The sequence below is a fragment of the Streptomyces sp. ISL-36 genome (assembly GCF_018614205.1).
Classification (GTDB): domain Bacteria; phylum Actinomycetota; class Actinomycetes; order Streptomycetales; family Streptomycetaceae; genus Streptomyces.
Map to the genome: position 1 here is coordinate 23851 of NZ_JAGGOS010000009.1, position 21736 is coordinate 45586.

At 71.6% G+C, this 21736-nt stretch carries 19 protein-coding genes; 9 read left to right on the forward strand and 10 right to left on the reverse strand.

Annotated features, from left to right (window positions below):
- A complete protein-coding gene (locus J7E93_RS01630) occupies positions 1-1896 on the forward strand; it encodes a fumarate reductase/succinate dehydrogenase flavoprotein subunit (protein ID WP_215065396.1) in 1896 nt (631 codons plus the stop codon).
- Entirely contained in the window at positions 1893-2663 is a 771-nt protein-coding gene (locus J7E93_RS01635; RefSeq protein ID WP_215065397.1) for a succinate dehydrogenase/fumarate reductase iron-sulfur subunit, read from the forward strand. The genes J7E93_RS01630 and J7E93_RS01635 overlap by 4 nt, the downstream gene beginning before the upstream one ends.
- A 78-nt stretch (positions 2664-2741) precedes the next feature.
- Here J7E93_RS01635 and J7E93_RS01640 read toward each other — a convergent pair whose 3' ends face one another.
- Positions 2742-3761 carry a hypothetical protein gene (locus J7E93_RS01640; protein ID WP_215065398.1) on the reverse strand — a complete coding sequence of 340 codons (1020 nt, stop codon included), beginning with the start codon at positions 3759-3761 and terminating at the stop codon, positions 2742-2744.
- Positions 3762-3887: 126 nt separating this feature from the next.
- Between J7E93_RS01640 and J7E93_RS01645 the strand changes: the two genes are divergently transcribed.
- Together J7E93_RS01645 and J7E93_RS01650 are read left to right on the forward strand one after the other, a co-directional pair.
- Positions 3888-6023: a TPM domain-containing protein gene (locus J7E93_RS01645; protein WP_215065399.1), complete on the forward strand. Its 2136-nt coding sequence runs from the start codon at positions 3888-3890 to the stop codon at positions 6021-6023.
- A 35-nt stretch (positions 6024-6058) separates the two neighbouring features.
- The gene (locus J7E93_RS01650) at positions 6059-6766 is read left to right on the forward strand and encodes a PspA/IM30 family protein (protein WP_215065400.1); all 708 of its coding nucleotides are present in this window, start codon (positions 6059-6061) and stop codon (positions 6764-6766) included.
- Between the two features lie 74 nt (positions 6767-6840).
- Here J7E93_RS01650 and J7E93_RS01655 read toward each other — a convergent pair whose 3' ends face one another.
- From J7E93_RS01655 to J7E93_RS01675, 5 genes are all read right to left on the reverse strand, one after another.
- A complete protein-coding gene (locus tag J7E93_RS01655; RefSeq protein WP_215065401.1) occupies positions 6841-9435 on the reverse strand; it encodes a SpoIIE family protein phosphatase in 2595 nt (864 codons plus the stop codon).
- Between the two features lie 144 nt (positions 9436-9579).
- Positions 9580-10002 (reverse strand): ATP-binding protein, encoded by a 423-nt coding sequence (locus J7E93_RS01660; protein ID WP_215065402.1) that lies wholly within the window; start codon positions 10000-10002, stop codon positions 9580-9582.
- A 141-nt stretch (positions 10003-10143) separates the two neighbouring features.
- Positions 10144-10575, reverse strand: a complete 432-nt coding sequence (locus J7E93_RS01665) for a (deoxy)nucleoside triphosphate pyrophosphohydrolase (protein WP_215065403.1) — start codon at positions 10573-10575, stop codon at positions 10144-10146.
- A gap of 24 nt (positions 10576-10599) precedes the next feature.
- Positions 10600-10779 carry an SPOR domain-containing protein gene (locus J7E93_RS01670; protein ID WP_215065404.1) on the reverse strand — a complete coding sequence of 60 codons (180 nt, stop codon included), beginning with the start codon at positions 10777-10779 and terminating at the stop codon, positions 10600-10602.
- Positions 10780-11163: 384 nt separating this feature from the next.
- On the reverse strand, positions 11164-11916 hold the full coding sequence (locus J7E93_RS01675) for a GntR family transcriptional regulator (RefSeq protein WP_215065405.1): 753 nt from the start codon (positions 11914-11916) through the stop codon (positions 11164-11166).
- Between the two features lie 225 nt (positions 11917-12141).
- Between J7E93_RS01675 and J7E93_RS01680 the strand changes: the two genes are divergently transcribed.
- Entirely contained in the window at positions 12142-13548 is a 1407-nt protein-coding gene (locus tag J7E93_RS01680) for a glycoside hydrolase family 18 protein (RefSeq protein ID WP_215065406.1), read from the forward strand.
- 179 nt (positions 13549-13727) lie between these two features.
- Here J7E93_RS01680 and J7E93_RS01685 read toward each other — a convergent pair whose 3' ends face one another.
- Positions 13728-14930 (reverse strand): DUF4190 domain-containing protein, encoded by a 1203-nt coding sequence (locus J7E93_RS01685; RefSeq protein ID WP_215065407.1) that lies wholly within the window; start codon positions 14928-14930, stop codon positions 13728-13730.
- A 114-nt stretch (positions 14931-15044) separates the two neighbouring features.
- On the opposite strand from J7E93_RS01685, the gene J7E93_RS01690 reads away from it, so the two are divergent.
- On the forward strand, positions 15045-16214 hold the full coding sequence (locus tag J7E93_RS01690) for a serpin family protein (protein WP_308367548.1): 1170 nt from the start codon (positions 15045-15047) through the stop codon (positions 16212-16214).
- Positions 16215-16352: 138 nt separating this feature from the next.
- On the opposite strand, the gene J7E93_RS01695 is transcribed toward J7E93_RS01690, so the two are convergent.
- Positions 16353-17924 (reverse strand): S8 family peptidase, encoded by a 1572-nt coding sequence (locus J7E93_RS01695; RefSeq protein WP_215065409.1) that lies wholly within the window; start codon positions 17922-17924, stop codon positions 16353-16355.
- 177 nt (positions 17925-18101) lie between these two features.
- On the opposite strand from J7E93_RS01695, the gene J7E93_RS01700 reads away from it, so the two are divergent.
- Positions 18102-19256 carry a pyridoxal-phosphate dependent enzyme gene (locus J7E93_RS01700; protein WP_215065410.1) on the forward strand — a complete coding sequence of 385 codons (1155 nt, stop codon included), beginning with the start codon at positions 18102-18104 and terminating at the stop codon, positions 19254-19256.
- Here the strand turns inward: J7E93_RS01700 and J7E93_RS01705 are convergent.
- Positions 19228-19710, reverse strand: a complete 483-nt coding sequence (locus tag J7E93_RS01705; RefSeq protein ID WP_215065411.1) for a cupin domain-containing protein — start codon at positions 19708-19710, stop codon at positions 19228-19230. The genes J7E93_RS01700 and J7E93_RS01705 overlap by 29 nt on opposite strands.
- A 110-nt stretch (positions 19711-19820) precedes the next feature.
- Here J7E93_RS01705 and J7E93_RS01710 point away from each other — a divergent pair, with 110 nt between their 5' ends.
- Positions 19821-20249, forward strand: a complete 429-nt coding sequence (locus J7E93_RS01710) for an ester cyclase (protein WP_215065412.1) — start codon at positions 19821-19823, stop codon at positions 20247-20249.
- 399 nt (positions 20250-20648) lie between these two features.
- On the opposite strand, the gene J7E93_RS01715 is transcribed toward J7E93_RS01710, so the two are convergent.
- Positions 20649-21119 carry a DIP1984 family protein gene (locus J7E93_RS01715; protein ID WP_215065413.1) on the reverse strand — a complete coding sequence of 157 codons (471 nt, stop codon included), beginning with the start codon at positions 21117-21119 and terminating at the stop codon, positions 20649-20651.
- A gap of 443 nt (positions 21120-21562) precedes the next feature.
- Here J7E93_RS01715 and J7E93_RS36655 point away from each other — a divergent pair, with 443 nt between their 5' ends.
- On the forward strand, positions 21563-21730 hold the full coding sequence (locus tag J7E93_RS36655) for a hypothetical protein (protein ID WP_251065893.1): 168 nt from the start codon (positions 21563-21565) through the stop codon (positions 21728-21730).
- The last annotated feature ends 6 nt before the right edge of the window (positions 21731-21736 follow it).

Sequence of the window (21736 nt, forward strand, 5' to 3'; positions counted from 1 at the left end):
ATGACGCAGGTCGAACGGCAGCAGTGGGACGTGGTCGTGGTCGGCGCGGGCGGCGCGGGGCTGCGGGCCGCGATCGAGGCGCGCGAGCGGGGCGCCCGTACGGCCGTGATCTGCAAGTCCCTCTTCGGCAAGGCCCATACGGTGATGGCCGAGGGCGGCATCGCCGCCTCCATGGCCAACGCCAATCCTCACGACACCTGGCAGATCCACTTCCGCGACACCATGCGCGGCGGGAAGTTCCTCAACCAGTGGCGGATGGCGGAGCTGCACGCGCGCGAGGCCCCGGACCGGGTGTGGGAGCTGGAGACCTGGGGCGCCCTCTTCGACCGTACGGCCGACGGCCGGATCTCCCAGCGCAACTTCGGTGGACACGAGTACCCGCGGCTCGCCCATGTCGGCGACCGGACGGGCCTGGAGCTGATCCGCACCCTCCAGCAGAAGACCGTCGCCCTGCAGCAGGAGGACTTCCACGAGACCGGGGAGTACGACTCCGGCCTGAAGGTCTTCCAGGAGTGCACGGTCACGCGCGTCCTGAAGGACGAAGCGGGCCGGGTGAGCGGGGTCTTCTGCTACGAGCGGGAGACCGGGCGCTTCTTCGTCCTGGAGGCCCCCGCGGTCATCCTCGCGACCGGCGGGATCGGCAAGTCCTTCAAGGTGACGTCGAACTCGTGGGAGTACACCGGCGACGGGCACGCGCTGGCGCTGCTGGCGGGCGCGCCGCTGGTGAACATGGAGTTCGTCCAGTTCCATCCGACCGGCATGGTCTGGCCGCCGTCCGTGAAGGGGATCCTGGTCACCGAGTCCGTACGCGGCGACGGCGGCGTGCTGCGGAACTCCGAGGGCAAGCGGTTCATGTTCGACTACGTCCCCGACGTCTTCAAGGACAAGTACGCGCAGACGGAGGAGGAGGGCGACCGCTGGTACGAGGACCCGGACAACAACCGGCGCCCGCCCGAGCTGCTGCCGCGCGACGAGGTGGCGCGGGCCATCAACGCCGAGGTGAAGGCGGGGCGGGGATCGCCGCACGGCGGGGTGTTCCTCGACGTGTCGACACGGATGCCGGCCGAGGTGATCAAGCGGCGGCTTCCGTCGATGTACCACCAGTTCAAGGAGCTGGCGGACGTGGACATCACGGCGGAGGCGATGGAGGTCGGGCCGACCTGCCACTACGTGATGGGCGGTGTCGCGGTCGACTCGGACACGGCGGCGACGGTCGGCGTGCCGGGGCTCTTCGCGGCCGGTGAGGTCGCGGGCGGCATGCACGGCTCCAACCGGCTCGGCGGCAACTCGCTCTCCGACCTGTTGGTCTTCGGGCGGCGGGCGGGGCTCCACGCCGCCGAGTACGCGGCGGGGGCGGGGCGCCCGGCGGTCTCCCCGGCCGCGGTGGACGCGGCGGCGGCCGAGGCGCTGGCCCCCTTCGGGGCGGGTGAGGCGGCCGTGGCCGAGGGCCCCGTGGAGAACCCGTACACCCTCCACCAGGAGCTGCAGCAGACCATGCACGACCTCGTCGGCATCATCCGGCGCGAGGGCGAGATGACCGAGGCCCTGGAACGGATCGCCGAGCTGCGCCGGCGGGCGCGGCGGGCCGGGGTCGAGGGGCACCGGCAGTTCAATCCCGGCTGGCACCTGGCACTGGACCTGCGGAACATGCTGCTGGTGAGCGAGTGCGTGGCGCTGGCGGCGCTGGAGCGCACCGAGAGCCGGGGCGGACACACCCGTGAGGACTGTCCCTCGATGGACCGGGCCTGGCGTCCGGTGAATCTGCTGTGCCGCGCGGGGGACGACGGTGTCGTCCTGGAACGGACGCGTACCGACCCCATCCGTCCGGACCTGCTCGCCCTCTTCGAGAAGGAGGAGCTGGTCAAATACCTCGCCGAAGAGGAGCTCTACGAGTGAGCAGCTATCAGGCCGCCTTCAAGGTGTGGCGGGGCGACACGGACGGCGGCGGACTCAGGGACTTCACGGTCGAGGTGAACGACGGCGAGGTCGTCCTCGACATCATCCACCGGTTGCAGGCCACACAGGCTCCGGATCTGGCGGTGCGCTGGAACTGCAAGGCGGGCAAGTGCGGTTCGTGCTCGGCCGAGATCAACGGGCGGCCGCGACTGCTGTGCATGACCCGGATGTCGGTCTTCGACCGGGCGGAGACGATCACCGTGACCCCGCTGCGGGCCTTTCCCGTGGTGCGCGATCTGGTGACGGACGTGTCCTTCAACTACGCGAAGGCGCGGGAGGTCCCGGCGTTCGTGCCGCCGGAGGGGCTCGCCCCGGGCGAGTACCGGATGGGTCAGCGGGACGTGGAGCGCTCGCAGGAGTTCCGCAAGTGCATCGAGTGCTTCCTGTGTCAGGACACCTGTCATGTGGTGCGGGACCACGAGGAGAACAAGACGGCGTTCGCCGGGCCGCGTTTCCTGATGCGGGTGGCGGAGCTGGACATGCACCCCCTGGACGCGGCCGCGGAGGCGGGCCTCGACCGGAAGCGGACGGCGCAGGAGGAGCACGGGCTCGGGTACTGCAACATCACGAAGTGCTGTACGGAGGTGTGCCCGGAGGGCATCAAGATCACCGACAACGCGCTGATCCCGCTGAAGGAGCGGGCCGTGGACCGGAAGTACGACCCGCTGGTGTGGCTGGGGAACAAGATCCGGAGGCGGGGCGTGTGAACCGGGCGCGTAGGCGCGGCGTGTAGACCGGGCGCGCGGGCAGGGCGTGTGAACCGGCGTGCAGGCGGGGCCGGCCGGTCAGTGCCAGCCCTCGCGGTAGGCCTGCCAGTCCCCCTCCTTCGCGGCGAAGTCGACGTAGAGCGCGACGCCGAAGCGTTCGCGTGCGGGGTCCGTGCGGCCCAGGCCCAGCCGGGTGCCGCGGACGGCGGCCGCGACCGTCTCCGCCGACTCGTGGTGGCCGAGGTCGTCCTCGTGGAAGAACGGCAGCCCCATCAACAGGTCGGTGGACTCGGGCGTGACTTCGAGGGCGAGGCTGGTCTGTTGGGCGACATAGCCGCCATACAGGCTCTCCAGCGGCATCCAGGTGTCGTACGACATCACGGCGATCTGGTCCACGCGGCGGGCGACCTGCCCGAAGAACTCCTGGGACCACCACTTCTCGCTGTCGCTCACCGCGCCGAGGGCCGAGTGCGCGCCCGGCAGCGGGTCGATCTGGTGGGCGGCGACGGAGAGCGGCGCCCTGCGGGCCCTCGTCAGCTCTCCCAGGTCGTCGAGGAGGGAGAGGTAGTGGCGGTCGTCCGAGTGGAGGGGCTCCAGGTCAAAGTGGACGCCGTCGAAGCCGGCGTCCAGGATCTGCCGGGCGGAGACCACGACGGCCGCCCGGGACGCGGCGTTCTCCAGGCGCAGTCCGTCCGGGCCCTCGGTGGCCAGGATGTCTCCCAGCCACGCGTGCACCCGTATCCCCGGCATCGTCCGGTGCACGGTCTCGATCAGCCACTTCGCGCGCGGGTAGCGCGTCGCGGGGAGCGTTCCGTCGTGCTCCAGCGGGCCCGCGTGGACGTAGAGGTCGCGTATCCCGGTCCCCTTGATCCGGGCCGCGAAGGCGGTGAGGTCGGCGTCCTTCTTCCGGCCGTCCACCCAGGCGTGGCCGAGCCAGATGGCGTCCTTCCCGCGGGTCTTCGTCCCTTCGCGGAGATCCCCCGCGTAGTTCACCCGCAGGGCGAGGGCGCTGCCGGCCGGCGGCACGACCAGGAGAAGGACGAGGCCGAGAGCGACCCACCGCCCCCGCCGCCACCAGCCCCGTACGCGTGCGTTCACCCGAGCCCCCACGTTCTCCGTCGTCGTGATCCCCACCGTAGAGGCGGCCACCGACAGTGACGCCGGGGACCTGTACAGGGGTTCCGCCCGGTCGCGAGTGAACAGATCGGGACATAACCTCCCCATGTGACGCGAACAGCCACCCGAGCCCCTCTCCGGGTCCTTCTCGCGGTGCTGGTGGCGGCGTGGTGGCCGGCCGGGCCCGCCGTTCACAGCGCCCATGCCGACGACCCCGTCGTGCTCTCCCGCGAGGGGCAGGTCACGGACAGGGTGGGTGCGCTGGGCGACCGCCGCAGCGCGGTCACCCAGGCTCTGGACCGGCTCTACGACGACCGGCGGGTCCAGCTCTTCGTCGTCTACGTACGGGACTTCTCCGGGCGATCGGGCCAGAGCTGGGCCGACGCCACGGCCGAGCGCAACGGTCTGGGCACCAACGACGTCCTGCTCGCGGTGGCCACCCACGACCGTCAGTACGGCTATTCGGCCGATCCCGCCTCGCGGTTCACGCAGGCTCAGCTCGACGACGTGGCCCGGACCGCGATCGAGCCCGCGCTGCGGCAGAACGACTGGGCCGGTGCCGCGATCGGGGCGGCGAACGGCGTCGACGCCGTCCTCGCCGGCCTGCCGGTGCCCGTTCCCACGATCACACCCGGCGCCGCGGACCCCGGCGGCGCGGGCGACGGGGGAAGCTCGGCGACGGACTTCATCCTTCCGGTCGTCCTCGTCGGCGGGGCGGGGGCCGTGGCGGCGTACGCGTACACCCGACGGCGCCGGCGGACCGAGACCCGCACCACACCGGGTGGCGGACAGGGCTGGGGCGCGCCGAAGGAGCCCGCGCTCCCCCCGCTGGGCGAGCTGGACGGACGGGCCCGGCAGGAGCTGGTGACCACGGACGACGCCGTCCGTACCAGTCAGGAGGAACTCGGCTTCGCGACCGCCCAGTTCGGCGAGGAGGCGGTGAAGCCGTTCACGGAGGCGGTCGGGTTCGCGCAGGCGGAGCTGACGGCCGCGTTCCGGCTGCGGCAGCAGCTCGACGACGCCTTCCCTGAGGACGACGCCACCCGCCGCTCGATGCTCGACGAGATCGTCAGGCGGTGCGGCGCGGCGAACGCGCGGCTGGACGCGGAGGCGGAGGACTTCGACCGGTTGCGGGCGCTTGAGCGCAATGCCCCGGAGGCGCTGACCGCGGCCGAGGCCGCGTTCCGCGAACAGACCGGTCGGGTCGGCACGGCGGAGGCGACGCTGGCCGCGATGCGGGGGCGGTACGCCGAGTCCGCGGCGTCACCCGTCGCGAGCGACGTGGAACAGGCCAAGGACCGGCTGGTCTTCGCGACGACCCATCTCGACCGGGCGCGGCAGAGCGTCGACGCGGGCGACAACGGCGCCGCGGCCGTCCACATCCGGGCCGCCGAGGGCGCCGTCGACCAGGCGGCCCGGCTCAGCGAGGCCGTGGACCGGCGGGCCCGGGAGCTCGCCGAGGCGGTCGGCAGGCTGCCGACCGCGCTCAGCGAGACCGAGGCCGACCTCGCCGATGCGCGCGGGCTGCTCCAGGGCACGGCCGAGGGGGTCCCCACCGCCGATCTCCAGGGCCGTATCGCCCGGGCGGAGGCCGTCGTGGCCGATGTCCGCAGGACCGTGGACGCGGGCCGCTACGACCCGATCGACGCGCTGCGCCGGGTCGAGGAGGCGGACGGCGCGCTCGACGAGGCCCTGGAGGGCGCACGGGAGCGCGAGTCGGGCACGCGGCGAGCGCGTGCGCTCCTCGACCAGGCGATGCTGACGGCCCGTTCGGCGATCGGCGCGGCAACCGACTACATCACGACGCATCGCGGGGCCGTCGGCAGCGAGGCCCGTACCCGCCTGGCCGAGGGCCGGCGCCGGCTGGAGGAGGCGGAAGCGCTCGCCGCCGCCGAGGACCCGCAGGGGGCGCTGGCCGAGGCCCGGCAGGCGGACGCGCTGGCCCGGCGGGCGCAGGACCTCGCCGAGCAGGACGTACGGACGTATGGGAACCCGAACGGCATGGGCGGTGTAACAGGGGTGGGAGGAGGAGGTGGCGGCGGGCTCGGCGGTGCGGTGCTCGGCGGCATCATCCTCGGCGGACTGTTCGGCGGCGGAAGGGGAGGCGGCCATGGCGGGGGGTTCGGTGGGGGTTTCGGCGGCGGTGGCGGATTCGGGGGCGGCGGGTTCGGCGGGGGCGGCGGACCCGGCAGTTTCGGCGGCGGGGGGACCCGCGGCCGGCTGGGCGGCGGCGGCCGTTTCTGACCCTGACAGGCCCTTCGCGTTCAAGGAGAAGAAGCATGACCAAGCAGACCGTCCTCGGCCGTGTCGCCCAGCTGGCGAGGGCCAACATCAACGCCCTGCTGGACCAGGCAGAGGACCCGCAGAAGATGCTCGACCAGCTGATCCGCGACTACACGAACAACATCGCGGAGGCGGAGCAGGCGGTGGCGACGACCATCGGCAATCTGCGGCTGATGGAGCAGGACCACCGGGAGGACGTGGACGCGGCCGAGGAGTGGGGTGTCAAGGCCCTGGCCGCGAGCCGGAAGGCGGACGGCTTGCGGGCCGGTGGGCAGACGGCGGACGCGGACCGGTTCGACAACCTGGCGAAGGTGGCGCTGGGGCGCCAGCTCCAGTCGGAGAAGGAGGCGAAGGCGGCGGAACCGACGATCGCCTCGCAGACGGAGGTCGTGGAGAAGCTCAAGAGCGGCCTGGACCAGATGAGGACCAAGCTGGGCGAGCTGAAGGCGAAGCGCGACGAGCTGGTGGCGCGGGCCAAGTCCGCGCAGGCGCAGAACCAGATGATGGACGCGGTGAAGAACATCGACGTCCTGGACCCGACGAGCGAGCTGAGCCGGTTCGAGGACAAGGTGCGGCGCGAGGAGGCGAGGGCGATGGGCAAGCAGGAGCTGGCGGCCTCCTCGCTGGACGCCCAGTTCGAGCAGTTGGACGCCCTCGGCGACAGCGCGGAGGTCGAGGCCCGGCTCGCGGCGCTCAAGGGGTAGGCGCCCCGCGGCCCTCCCCGCGGGCCCGGGCTGCGACGGTGCTCGGCCGGGCCCGCGGGGTGGTGCGGCGGTGGTCAGAACATGCTCAGCAGCTGTTCCACGGTCGGTTCGGTGCTGCCGTCGCCGTCCGGCAGGGGCAGTTCGAACCAGACGGTCTTGCCGCGGGGGGTGCGGCGCGAGCCCCAGGCGGCGCTGAGGAGCCCGACCAACTGCAGTCCGCGTCCGCCCTCGTCGGTGTCCCGGGCCCGGCGGCGCCTGGGCTGGACCAGTCCGGCGTCCCAGACCTCGCAGACCAGGGTGCGGTCGCGCAGCAGCCGCAGCCGTATCTCACCCTCGCCGTAGCGCAGGGCGTTGGTGACCAGTTCGCTGACGAGCAGTTCGACCGTGTCCACCAGCGGTTCGAGGTCCCAGGCGGTGAGCTGGGCGCGGGCCAGTTCACGGGCCCGGCCGACCGAGCGGGGTTCCCTCGGCAGCCGCCAGTCCCCCACCGCGTCGCAGGGAAGCCCCTGGATGCGGGCCATGAGCAGGGCGATGTCGTCCTCGCCGTGCTGGGTGTCGAGGGTGGTCAGGACGTGGTCACAGACGTCCTCCAGGGGGCGGGCGGGGTCGGTGAGCGCGCTGCGGAACGCGCTCAGTCCCTCGTCGAGGGGGTGGTCGCGGGACTCGACCAGTCCGTCGGTGTAGAGGGCGAGCAGCGAGCCCTCGGGCAGCTCGACCTCCACCTCCTCGAAGGGTTCGCCGCCGACGCCGAGCGGCATCCCGGGCGGCACGTCGAGGAGGAGGGCCTGTTCGCCGGGTTCGACGAGGACCGGCGGCAGATGGCCGGCGTTGGCGAAGGTGCAGCGCCGGGTGACGGGGTCGTAGACGGCGTAGACGCAGGTGGCGAGGTAGACCTCGGAGAGTTCCGGTCCTCGGGCCTTGTGGGCGCGGGCGCTCTGCTGGGCGCCCGCGGGGGCGCCGAGGCCGCGGGCGATCTCGTCCAGGTGGGAGAGGACCTCGGCGGGTTCGAGGTCGAGCTGGGCGAGGGTGCGGACGGCGGTGCGCAGTTCGCCCATGGCGACGGCGGCGCGCAGCCCGCGGCCCATGACGTCGCCGATGACGAGCGCGGTGCGGTGGCCGGGGAGTTCGATGACGTCGAACCAGTCGCCGCCGACCTCGGTGGCCGTGGTGCCGGGGAGATAGCGGCAGGCGATGTCCAGGCCGGCCGCCTCGGGGTCGCCGGGCGGGAGCAGGCTGCGCTGCAGGATGAGGGCCCGCTCGTGCTCGCGGCGGTAGAGGCGGGCGTTGTCGATGCAGACCGCGGCGCGGGCGGCCAGTTCGACGGCGAGGGCCCGGTCCCGCTCGCCGAAGGGCTCGCTGCCCTTGGTGCGGGAGAACTGGACGAGGCCGACGACGGTGTCGTGGGCGACCATCGGGACGACGAGGGTGGACTGGACGAGGCTGCCGTCGGCGCCCGGCACCGTCCGTACGCGTCCGGTGCGCAGCGCTCCGGCGCAGGGGGAGTTGAAGGGATAGCGGTGGACGGACCCGACCTCGACGGGGCCGGTGCCGGTGGGGCCGGTGCCGCAACAGCTGTCGTCGGAGCCGGGGACCGTGGGGGTGCCCGGGTTCCTGAGCGGGGTGTCGGAGACGGCGCTCGCGAAGGCGACCCGGCGGAGTTCGGCGCTGCCCGCTCCGTAGCCCACGTCGTGGGAGCTCCCCCAGCGTCCGGGCGGGGCCTCGTCGCCGGTGAGCAGGCCCTGGTAGAGGTCGACGGAGGCGAGGTCGCAGAAGCCGGGGACGGCGACGTCGAGGAGTTCGCGGGCGGTGGCCTCCAGGTCGAGGGAGTTGCCGATGCGGGCGCCCGCCTCGTTGAGCAGTGCCAGGTTGCGGCGGGCGTTGGCGGCCTCGCGGGCGGCGTTGTGGCGGCGGGTCACGTCGATGCCGAGTCCGGCGACGCCGATGGGCCGGCCGGTGCCGCTGTGCACGCGGTAGAGGTTGATCGACCAGTGGCGCCGGTCGTGGGAGCCGGGCGGGGCGCCGACGATCTGGAGCTCGGTGACGGCGTCGCCGGTCTCCAGGACGCGCTGGAGGGCGGCGGTCATCCGCTCGGCCTCGGGGCGCGCGAGGTAGTCGTGGACGGTGCGGCCCCGGTGGTCGTCGGCCGAGCCGCCGAAGACGGTGGCGAAGCGCTGGTTGGCGCGCTGCACGGTGAGGTCGGTACCGAAGAGGAGAAACCCGAAGGGCGATTGGCCGAAAATGGCCTGCGAGGCGGCGAGGTCGGTCTCGATGCGCCGCAGGGCGCGTACGTCCACGACGATGCACAGCGCGGCCCGCTCGCCTGCCGGTGTCTCGCTCGGCATGACGTACATCTCGGCGATCCCCTCGCGCCGGGTCTGGCCCGGGATGCTGAAGGGGACGAGGCCCGTCCATTCCTTGCCGTCGAGGATCTCCGCGACCTGGCGGCGGCCACGCTCGCGCAGGTCGGGAGGCATGAAGGCCTCGACCGGGTCCTTGCCCATCGCCTCCTGGGCGGGCACACCGAAGAGGTCGACGGCCCGTCGGCTCCACTGGTCGACGAGCCCGTCGGGCCCTATCGAGAAGGAGGCGACACGGATGTAGTCATAGATCGAGCCGGGCGGGCTGCTCTGCCACACGACGCCGCTCGCCGACTCAGGTATCTCGCTCACGCGACCGTCCCCTCCAGCTCACCGCACCGGACCGGCCATGCCCGCAGTATTCAGCACTACGGCCCCCGACGGCACGACGTTCACGATCACAGGGTGGTCTCGTTCATTTCAAGCCGAGCCCGTGGTGATCGTCCTTACCTTCCTTTACTCACCAGGGAGGGCCAGCTCGAACCACACCGTCTTGCCCGTTCTGCCTTTGCGCGTTCCCCAGCGGCGTGCGGAACAAGCCACCAGCTGGAGTCCGCGGCCCCCCTCGTCATCGGGTCCGGCGGCGCGTTCGGTGGGCGGATCCGGAAGCGGATCGGAGATCTCCACGAGCAGGGCGGGGCGGTGGGCGGTGTCGCCCCCCTCGGGCTGGAGGTGGACCAGCCGGACCCCGATCGGGCCGGAGGCATAGCGCAGGGAATTGGTCACCAGCTCGCTCACCAGCAGAACGGTGACGTCCCCCACGGCGGCGTCGATCTTCCACTCCCGGAGAGTGTCGCGCACCACGTGACGTGCCGTGCGTACGGCATTGGCCTCCGCCGGGAAGTTCCACTCGGCGCAGTCGCCTTCGGTGTCGATCACGCCCGATCACTTCCCAGCCGAGCACCAGCAGATAGGCCCGCGTCCTATTTCGTGGGGTTAATCAGGACATACCCGATATTCAGGGCGGGATATCGCTGGGAGGGAAGGAGGGGCGCACGGTGGCACGAACGGCGTACGCCTTCAGCCGCGCACTCCGTCCACCGGGACGGCCGGCAGTCGCAGGCCGGCCTCGGCCACGGCGGGCCGGTCCTGGTCGAGCCAGTCGACGGAGTCCAGCTCGTGCCGGGACAGCCAGCGCAGTTCGTCGTGGTCCTGCAGCGGGCGCGGCTCGCCGGAGAGCAGTCGGGCGGTCCACACCTGGAGGACATAGCCGGGCTTGAGGGGCCACTCGCCGGGGATCCGCTCCAGCGGCTCGGTCTCCACGCCGAGTTCCTCACGCAACTCCCGGACCAGGGCTCCCTCGGCGCTCTCGCCCGGCTCCAGCTTGCCGCCGGGCAGCTCCCAGCGGCCCGCGAGCTCGGCGGGGGCGCTGCGGCGCGCGGCCAGCAGGCGCCCCCGGTCGTACACGGCTCCGGCGACCACGACGACGTGGTCAGCGCTGCGATCTGTCATGGACCGGAGCGTAACCCGCGCGGGTCAGAGCGCGGGCTGGCCGATGCGCTCCACCCAGTAGAGCTGCTTGTGTCCGCGGTCGTCGAGACTGTCGGCGACCTTCTGGGCCTCGTCCTTTGTCGCGTACCGCCCGACCCGATAGCGGTTGCCGTTGTCGTCCTGCCGTATGACCAGCCAGGGCAGGACAGGGCCACTGTCGGTCATCAGGCTTCTCCCTCCGCCGGTACGGGCATCTCCAACGATCTCCAGGAAACCGCGATGCGCATATGCCGGAGCTTACGCCTGACCTTTACACAGCGGATACGGATTTTCACAAAGAGGTACGGATCCGGCTGGGAAACGACGGAGGGAGGCCGAAGGGCGGGCCCCGGAGGCGGCCTTGGGCGCGGCCGGGACCGACACCAGGACGGGGTCGGCGATGCCCGGACGTCCCTTCGCCGTCGGGCAGGCCTCGCGGACCTGAGACGCCGTCACGTCGCACGGGGGCAGGGCGGTGCACCGCAGTCCGGGATCGCCTCAGGGTGTCGGGCGTGGGCGCACCATGACCCCCGGATCACACGGCTCGGGCGTACCCGTAGCGCCCAGCGGTCACCGCACCGGCAGGTGATAGGCGATGCGGTAGCGGTCGGCGGGGACGACCACGTCGGCGGTCTCCACCGCCCTCCCCGAGGCGTAGTACGTCCGCTCGACCACCATCACCACATGGCCGGGTACGCCCCCGAGCGCCAGGAGCTCTTCCGCGAGGCCGGGGCGGGCGCCGACCTCCTCCACCACGTTGTCGACGACGACATCGATGGCCGCCATCCGCTCGACGACCCCGCAGCCGCCCAGCGGCCCCTCCTCGGGGAGCATCACCGGCGTGCGGCCGGTGACCGAGAGCGGCTCCCAGGAGGTGGAGAGCATCATCGGCTCACCCGCGTCCCGGTAGACGTACCGCGTGCGCATCACCCGCTCCCCCGGCTCGATGCCGAGCCGGGAGGCCACGACGGCGCTGGCCGGTTCCTGCTCGCTGCTGGACTCCCAGGTGCCCCGCGCCCCGTCGGCCGCCTGCTCCTGCCGGAAGGGGTTGGCCCCGGTCGGCGGGCGGTATCCGGAGCGCGCGATCCGGCGCGGCACCGGCCTCTCCCGTACATACGTCCCCGAGCCCGAGCGGCCCTCGACGAGCCCCTCGGCCATCAGGACCTTGCGGGCCTCCAGCGCCACCGTGTCCGAGACCCCGTACTCCTCGCGGATGCGGGCCTGCGAGGGGAGGCGGGTGTGCGGCGGCAGCGAGCCGTTGGCGATCTTCTCCCGGAGATCGCTCGCCACACGCAGATAGGCGGGCTGCTCACCGAACGTCACTGGACACTCCCCTCAGGTTGACGGACAGCTACAGATTGACAACCGTCGGTCGCCACCCGCAAGCATGGGCCAAAGTTTCACTCGAAGTGATGAGTTGCCTGTACGTCAGCTCTTACCGCAGGTATAGCCGCCGAACTCGCAGCCGAAGCCTTGACCGTAATGGTCCAGACCAATACTTTCCTGTGAGCACAGCTCCCTTCCGGCACCCGCACAGGAACGAGCCTCATGCGTCGACGAACCCTTTCCCGGCTGACGATCGCCGCGGTCTCCCTCGGCCTCGTGGCCGCCCTCGCCCCCTCCGCCGGCGCCGACCCGGCCGCCGGACCCACCGCCAGCCGCGCCGCCGGAGCCGCCTCCCGCGCCGACGGCGCCGCACAGGCCGGCGACCAGGGACGCGCGCCGTACAAGCGCGTCGGCTACTTCACCCAATGGGGCGTCTACGGGCGGAACTTCCAGGTCAAGGACCTGGAGACCAGCGGCACCGCGGCGAAGCTCACCCACATCAACTACGCCTTCGGCAACGTGAGTCCGCAGGGCACATGCTTCACCGGCAACATCCCCGGTGAAGCCGACGCCTGGGCCGACTACGCCCGCCCCCTCGACGCGGCCGGCTCGGTGGACGGCGTCGCCGACACCGCCGACCAGCCCCTCGCCGGCAACTTCAACCAGCTGCGCGAGCTCAAGGCCAAGCACCCCGGCCTGAAGGTCATGATCTCGCTGGGAGGTTGGAGCTGGTCCACCCACTTCTCGGATGCCGCCCGCACCGCCGCCTCCCGCAAGGCGTTCGTCTCCTCCTGCATCGACCTCTACATCAAGGGCAACCTGCCCGTCGACGGCGCCAGGGGCGGCGCGGGAGCCGCCGCCGGGCTCTTCGACGGCATCGACCTCGACTGGGAGTGGCCCGCGTCCGCCGGTGACGCCGACACCGTCTTCCGGCCGGAGGACAAGCAGAACTTCACCGCTCTCGTACGGGAGTTCCGCATCCAGCTCGACGCGTACGCGAAGACCGGGCGGCGGAACGGCGGTGGCGAGCGCAAGCACTACGAGCTGACCGCCTTCGTCCCGACCGCCCCCGCCAAGATCGACGCGGGCTTCGAGGTCCGCAAGATCATGCGGGACCTGGACTTCGTCAATCTGCAGGGGTACGACTTCCACGGCTCCTGGGAGTCCACCACGGCCCAGCAGTCCGCCCTGTTCGCGCGGGACGACTTCAGCGTCGACCAGACCGTCGGCGACTGGCTGCGGCGCGGCGCTCCGGCCCGCAAGCTCGTGGTCGGCATGCCGTTCTACGGGCAGGGCTGGACGGGCGTCACGGGCGGCGGCGACGGCCTCGGCCGGCCCGCCACCGGTCCGGCCCCGGCCACCTGGGCCAACGGCTACGAGGACTACAAGGCGCTCAAGAAGCTCGCCGACTCTGGCTCGTACGCCGTGCACCGCGACCGGCGGAACGGGCACGCCTGGCTCTTCGACGGCACGACCCTGTGGACGTACGACGATCCGCAGGTACTGCGGACGAAGTCGGCGTACGTACGGGCCAAGGGGCTCGGCGGCGCGATGTTCTGGTCGCTGGACGGGGACACCCCGGACGGCGAACTGATCACGGCCGTCGACCGGGGTCTCGGCCGCCGCTGAGGCGCGTGACCTCACCGTCGACCGGGGTCTCGGCCGCCGCTGAGGCGCGTGACCTCACCGTCGACCGGGGTCTCGGCCGCCGCTGAGGCGCGTGACCTCTGACGTGCCGTGACACGGCCCGGGGCCGGGCCTCCCCCAGGAGACCCGGCCCCGGCCGCGTCGCACACCCGCGAGGTGACTCAGACCGAGGTGCCGTCCCCCGAGGGGCCACCCTCCGCTGGGCCACCGTCCGAGGACCCCGAGCGCTGCGCCGTGAGCCCGAGCGCCTCGCGCACGTCGGCCCCGAGGTCGGCGCGCAGGACCTCGAACGCCGTGTCGTAGTGCTCCCAGTAGGCGTCGGCGTCAGCGGCTTGGGCCAGCGCCTTCCACTCCTTGGCGGCGGCGTCCAGCTCCTTGAGCAACTCGGCGACCGGAGCGGCGGACGCGCCGGTCCAGTGATGCGCCCGAAGGTCCTTGCCGGCCTGCTCGACCGACGCGTGGACCTCCGTCGCCCACGCCTTGTTGGCGGCCGGATCCGCGTCGACGTCCTCCTCGGGCTCCGCCGTCACGGCGATCTCGATCGGGTTGACGGCCTTCAGGAAGCGCACCTGGTCGGCGCCGAGCTTCGACCCGTCGCTGCGCAGCGAGCCCTTGATCGGCTCACCGCCGTCGACGACGTACGAGCAGGTCACCGTGCGGTCACCGGCCCGCCAACTCTGGCTGGTCGGCAGGAAGTAGTAGGTCCAGACGTCGTCGGGGATCGCCCAGGTGTCCAGCGCGTACGCGTTGCCGATCTCCTCGCAGCGGTCCTCCGCGATGTCGTCGATCCGGTCCTCGCCCGGCCACTTGTCGTAGAGGGTGATCAGGAAGGTGCCGGTGACCTCGCCCTCGTGCGGCTTCACGCAGTCGACGACCTCGACGTCCGAGGTGACGGCCTCCAGTTCGCCGTCGACGTCGTAGCAGTCGCCGGTACGCAGAGAGAAGGCGGACGACGAGCGGGACGCCTCGTCCATGCCCTTCCTGAAACTCTTCCACGCCTCGCCGAAACCACCGGTCACCAGGCCGACGACCAACAGGAGACAGCTGATCGAGGACAGGACGATGCCCGCGATCGCCAGTCCCTTGCCGGTCTGGTTCTTCTTCCGGATCTGCGGCAGCGCGATCAGCCCGAAGACCAGGCCGAGGGGTGGGAGACAGCAGACGACGCCGGAGACCAGGGAGGCGATCGCCAGTCCGTTGGTGGTCCGCGGCGGGGTCCCGTAGGGCCCCGGGCCGAGGCCTGGTCCGAGACCGGCTCCAGGGCCGTACGGGGCGTAGGGGCCGGGGTTGTACGGCCCTGGCCCGGGAGCGGGCCAGCCCTGCTGCGGCGGCTGGGAATCCTGAGGCGGTGGCGTGGGCTCCACGAGTACGGTGCTCCTGTTGGGGGCGGGCGGTACGAACATGCGAACGGGCGCGCGCATCGTACGCGGTGAGGGGACGGGGACGGTATGCGGGTGGCAACCCCGACGATTCGGGCGGTGAACGGGCTGACCGCGCGATGGGCCGGCACGCTCGCCGGTGAGGGCGGCGTCCTGTCCGCGACCGGCGTCTGGCCGCTGCTCGCCTTCCTCGCGGACGGCGCGGCCGGCCCGGCGCGCACCGAGCTGGAGGACGCCCTCGGCATGCGGGCGGCCGAGGCGGCGGAGGGGGCGCGCGGGCTGCTCGGGGCGCTGGGCGCGATGCGCGGTTCGGCGTCCGCGATCGGCCTGTGGGCGGGGCCCGATCTCGCTCTGCACGAGCGGTGGGTGACGGGCCTCCCGGAGGCAACCCTGGGCCGGTTCACCGGCGACGCGCAGAAGGACGGGCAGATCCTGGATGCCTGGGCCTCGGAGCGTACGGGCGGGCTGGTCCCGGTGATGCCCGTCGTCGTGGACGCGGGCACGAAGCTGGTGCTGGCCGCCGCCCAGGCCGTGCGGACGCGCTGGCTGCAGCCCTTCGTGGAGAGCGACATGGCGCCGGAGTACGGCCCTTGGGCCGGCCGCTGTCTGGCCGGTCTGCGGCGCGGGACCTCACTCCTGGACCGGGTCGGGGTGGCTCGTACGGCTGCCGGCCCACTCACCGTCCTCAAGGTGCTCGGCGACACGGGCGTCGACGTCCACCTCCTCCTCGGAGAGGAGGAGACACCGCCGGGCGCGGTCCTGCGGGGCGGGCTGGACGCCCTTGCGGGCGGCTGCCCGACCGTGCCGGGCGACCTCCTCCCCCTCGGCGAGCCCGGCCCGGGTCTGAACGTCCGTAACATGCGCAGCTCCCACCGCGAGCCCACCCTCTCGGTCACCACCTCCCCCTTCTCTCTGACCGCCGACCACGATCTGCTGGCGAACGCCGGGCTCTTCGGGCTCACCGCGGCCATGGACGACGGGTACGGTCACTTCCCCGGTGTCAGCGGCTTTCCCCTCGCGATCGCTTCCGCCCGCCAGACGGCGCTGGCCCGGTTCGACGCGACGGGCTTCGAGGCGGCTTCGGTGACGGCGATGGAGGCGGTCGCGGGCGGCATACCGGACCTGCCGTACGTGACCCGGAGCATCGACCTCGACTTCGACCGGCCTTTCGGCTTCCTGACCGTGCACCGCACCTCACGGCTGGTGCTGACGGCGGGGTGGGTGGCCGAGCCGGTGGAGTACGTCTTCGAGGACGACGACGCGGCCTGACCTGGGTGACACATGACGGGGGGCGGTCGCCCGCCGGCGACCGCCCCCCGCTCCACTGACACTCAGTCAGTGATTCGCTCACTCACTCACTCACTCACTTACTCACTGACTGACTCACTCACTCACTTGCTCACTCGCTCAGAACTGCAGCGCCCAGGAGTCGATCTTCCCGGTGTCGTAGTTCGCGTTGTCGCTGACCCGCAGCTTCCACGTGCCGTTCGCGACCTCGGAGGAGGCGTTGACCGTGTACGTGGTGTTGATGTTGTCGGCGCTGCCGCCGGTGCCGTAGCCCTTCAGCGTGTACGCCGTGCCGTCGGGGGCGATCAGCTGGACCTGGAGGTCACCGATGTAGGTGTGAACGATGTTCACAGGCACCTGCAGGGCGGAGGGCGCGTTGCCGGTGATGCCGCTGACGGTGACCGGGGACTCGACGGTCGCGTTGTCGGCGATGGCGTAGTCGGCGGTGTTCTCGAACTTCTTGCCGGGCGGCGGGGTGGTGCCGCCTCCGACGAAGAGCAGCTTGTTCGGGGAACCGGTGCCCGGGCTGGTCACCACGTTCGGGGTGGCGGCGTTGGTCAGCGCGGTCGAGACCTGGGCCGGGGTGGCCGTCGGGTTGTCGCCGAGGTAGACCGCGGCGGCGCCGGCGACGTGCGGGGTGGCCATCGACGTACCGGAGATGGTGTTGGTGGCCGAGTCGCTGGAGTTCCAGGCCGAGGTGATGGAGGAGCCGGGGGCGAAGATGTCCAGGACGCTGCCGTAGTTGGAGAAGCTGGAGCGGGCGTCGGAGCTGGTGGTCGAGCCGACCGTGATGGCCTCGGAGACCCGCGCCGGCGAGTAGTTGGAGGCGTTGGAGCTGTCGTTGCCCGCCGCGACGGCGTACGTGACGCCCGAGGCGATCGAGTTGCGGACGGCCGTGTCGAGGGCGGAGTCGATGCCTCCGCCGAGGCTCATGTTGGCGACGGCCGGCTTGACGGCGTTGCGGGTCACCCAGTCGATGCCGGCGACGACCTGCTCGGTGGTGCCGGAGCCCGAGTTGTCGAGGACGCGGACGCCGACGATCTTGGCCTTCTTGGCGACACCGTAGGAGGATCCGGCGACGGTGCCGGCGACGTGCGTGCCGTGGCCGTGGCCGTCCTGCGCGGTGTTGTCGTTGTCGATGGCGTCGTAGCCGTTGGCGGCCCGCCCGCCGAAGTCGCTGTGGGAGATCCGTACACCGGTGTCGATGATGTACGCCGTCACGCCCTGGCCGGCGGTGTCCGGGTAGGTGTAGCTCTGGTTGAGCGGAAGAGCCTTCTGGTCGATCCGGTCCAGGCCCCAGGACGGCGGCGAGGGCTGCGTGCCGCTGATCTTGAAGACGCGGTTCTGCACGACGGACTCGACCGCCGGGTCGGCGGCGAGCTTCTTCGCCTGCGCCTCGGAGAGCTCCACGGAGTAGCCGTTGAGCGCCGAGGTGTACGTCTTCTTGATCTTCGCGCCGTACTCGGCCGCGACCGCCCGGCCCTTCGAGGTCTCCGCCTGGGCGGACTCGTCGAGGGTGACGATGTAGCTGCCCGCGATCGTTCCGGGGGCTCCGGCGTTCTGGATGACACCTTCCGGGGCGGCCTCGGCCGCGGTGGCCGGGAGGGCGGAGGCGGCGCCGAGAGCCATGGCGGCGACGGCTATGGCACTGGCCACGGCGAGTCTGCGCCGCGAGTCACGCATCACTGACATGTGAGGGATCCTCCTCATTGGTGGTGCGTTGCTGTGGGGGTAGGCAGGGGCATGTCAAAGCAGCGTGAGGTGTCCACGCCGTTTCGAACGTCCGGCTGCCGAGCGAAAGATTGGCGGATCCATAGGAATCGCACAAGAGTCACGAGCGTTCCGCAACACTCACGCCACCCCGCTGCCATGCTGACGTCCATGACGGCCTATGTGTGTCCCCGATGCGGTGTTCACGCCCCGGCGGATGCCCTCACCTGGTGTTGTCCGCAGTGCCGCGGCCCCTGGGACCTGGATTTCACCAGTGCGCCGATGTCACTCACGTCCCTTGCGTCACGTGTGAATTCATTGTGGCGTTACGAGGAGGCGCTGCCGCTGGCGACCGAGATCCCCCATGTGACGCTCGGCGAGGGCCGCACGCCCCTCGTCCCGCTCGACGCCACGGCCACCGGATCGGTTTCGGCCAAACTCGACTTCCTCATGCCGACGTTGTCCTTCAAGGACCGCGGCGCGGTCATGCTCGCCGAGCTCGCCCGCCGTCTCGCGAAGGGCGGGGGCGGCGTGCGCCGCGTACTCGCCGACAGCAGCGGCAACGCGGGAACGGCGATCGCCGCGTACTGCGCGCGGGCGGGCCTCGACTGCGCGGTCTACGTACCGGAAAGCACCTCACCCAAGAAGCTGGAGCAGATCCGCGCGCACGGAGCCCGCCCGACCCTCGTCCCCGGCGACCGGGAGGCCACCGCGCGGGCGGCCCGGGCGGCCGCCGACGAGCCCGGCACCTTCTACGCCTCGCACGTGTACAACCCGCACTTCCTGCACGGCACGAAGACGTACGTCTATGAGCTCTGGGAGGAGCTCGGCGGCCGGCTCCCGGACACGATCGTGGTCCCGGTGGGCAACGGCACGCTGCTGCTGGGGGCCGCGCTGGCGGTGGACGAGCTGTACGGCCACGGGCTCGTCGACAGGCGCCCGCCGCTGGTCGCCGTACAGGCCGAGGCGGTCTCGCCGCTGGCCGCGGCCTTCCACGCGGGTGCCGACGAGCTCCTCGCGCCGGCAGCCGCCCGCCCCACCCTCGCCGAGGGCATCGCGATCCCGAATCCGCCCCGCGCCCGCCAGATCCTGCGGGCGGTACGCGGGTCGGGCGGGACCTTCCTGACCGTGACGGAGGATCAGCTCCGGGCCGCCCAACGGGACCTGGCCCGCCGCGGACTGTTCGTCGAGTCGACGGGGGTGGCCTGCTGGGCTGCCGTACGCGCGGCGCCGCAGCCGGGCCTGACCGTCGTACCGCTGTGCGGGGCGGGCGCCAAGACGGGCCTCAGTCCGTCCAGTACGTATCGTGCTTGAGGAAGAACGCGGTCCGCTCCTCGTCGGTCATCTGCGCGACCGTCCCGACCTTCTCGAAGTACTCCTCGCGGGGCGCTCCCGGCGCGAAGAGGATCAGAAACGACGCGGGATCGTCGGATTCGTTGTGGAAGGCGTGCAGCCCTCCGGTCGGCACGTAGAGGAAGTCCCCCTTCTTCGCGTCGACCCACCGGTCGCCGTCGTAGAGCCGGACGGTCCCGTCGAGGATGAAGAAGCTCTCGGAGATCGTCTTGTGGAAGTGGGTGGAGGGGCCACCGGCCCTGGGGGTCATGTCGACCCGGTAGAGGCCGAACTCGCCGCCGGTCGAGGCGGTGGTGGCCAGATAGTGCGTCTGCGTCCCGTTGGCGACGGTGAGCTCGGCGGGGGCGTCGGCGGGCCGGAAGGAGGCGCTGATCTCGCCCTTCTCGCCGTGGTAGCGGGCTTCGGGGTAGGACATGGTGATCTCCGTTCGTCGTCATCGACTCTCGGCCATGACTCCCCGATGAGAAAATGGGAGAACCGGACAACAGCAGCACACCACCCGGATCCGAACCACGGAGGTGGATCATGGGAGAGGCACGCGAGGTCATGGACCGCCTGACCGAGGCGCTGACCACGAAACCGGACCTGGAGGCCATCGCCGACCTCTTCGCCGAGGATGCCGTGGCGGTCACCCCGGACGGCGGCGAGATGGAGGGACGCGAGGCCATCGTCGCGTACTGGCGCACGATGACCGAAGCGATACCGGAGGCCACGTTCACGACGCTGTACAGCTTCGAAACCGATGACACGGCCATCGACGAAGGCGTCTTCAGCGGCCGGAACACGGGCCCGATCCAGTTCCCGACCGGCGAGACCCTGCCCGCCACCGGCAAGGAGATCCGCATCCGGGGCGTCGATCTCGCCCAGGTCGCGGACGGTCGGATCGTGAGCTACCGGCTCTACTTCGACCAGATGGAGTTCCTGGGCCAGCTGGGCCTGCTCCCGGAGGCATAGGCCCCGGCCACGCCGGTTCCTCCCCGGAGGCATGGCTCGACCGCGCCGGTTCCTGCCCGGAGGCGCCCCCGGGGAGGAACGGCGCTGCTCCGCCTGCCTGCGAAGTGGTGGGACCGGCCACCGCTGCTCCGCCGGTCCCGCGAACGTGGCGCGGACTGGCCACCGCGATGGAGATACCCCGATCCCGCCCTCACCGTCCCGGATCTGCACATGGTGGTGAACCGTGCGCTGTGCACCGTCACCTGTGCGCTGTGCTGAGCGGCTGTGTGATCGGGGAATCGAACCCCTGCGCTGCTCTCCACGCGCCAGGCAGGACCGGATTGACCGCCGGTCCACGGCTTGTGCACGCCTCCGTGACGACTACCTGCTCCCCATCGAGCACGCTGCTCGGTCCAGTGCTCAGTCCAGCAGATCGACCTCCCAGTTCGACCGCTGGATCAGTACGTCGATCTCGCGGATCTCCCGGGCCAGCACATCCGCCTGCGCGCGCAGCTCCGCGACGGGGAGCGCCGAGAGCATCTTCAGCTCGGACCGCAGCTGCCGGACCATGCCGTGCTGATCCCGCCCGGCGGCCGCGTCGGCCGCCGCGTTGATCACGGCGTGCCGCAACCGCAGCACGTCCCTCCGTGCCAGCGCGTCCGTGAGGGTGCCGCCGCCGTCGATGACCGCCTGGGCGTTGGTCCGGTTGATCCGCCGGATCAACGCTTCGAGGTCGTCCAGCACCTCCCCGGCCTCGGCCAGCAGCCGGGCCGCGTCCTCCGCCGGCGCTTCGCCCTCCTGGTACCGGGCGTTGCCGACCACGCGGGCCCGCAGCTGCTCCACCCGACGGGCCGCGTCCGCACGCAGCGCCAGCGCCTCGGCAAGCTTCAAGGGTCCGTACCTCCGTCACGTTCGGTCCGGACGAGGTATGCCCTGCGCGCCTCGACCCGCTGCCTGGGGCCGCCACCTGAACGGCGCCGCCGGACGCGGTCCGCTTGCCCCACATGGGCGGGCCACCGCGATGGCAGGGTGTTTTATCCCGGTAGGCAACAATCTTGCGGTGATAGTGCGGGCACCTTCTGGAACCCGTCGTGGACCACCGCGCCCGGAGCGGTCATCACCACCCACATCTGTGACCTGGCCCGCTCGGCGCAGGCCATCGGCAGCGGCGAACTCCTCTCGCCCCGCTCCTACCGCACTCTGCTGAACCCGGGCACGGTCGGCCTCGGCCAGGCGACCGCCACCTGCCCCGCCACGATCTGCCTCCGGCAGACCGAGGCCAGGCACTTCGGCCTCGGTGTCATCGTGATCAACGGCTGGGTGCTGCAGAACCCGTGGTTCTCGGCTACGCGGCGATCCAGGCGTATCTCCCGTCCGAACGCCTCGCCATCGCCGTCTCCGCCACCCAGACCGCGGACACCCCCGAGGGCAACATGGCCGAACAGGTCGCCCGGCGCATCGCGGCCGCACTCACCCCGGAGACCCCGCTGGCGCTCACCTGACTCCCC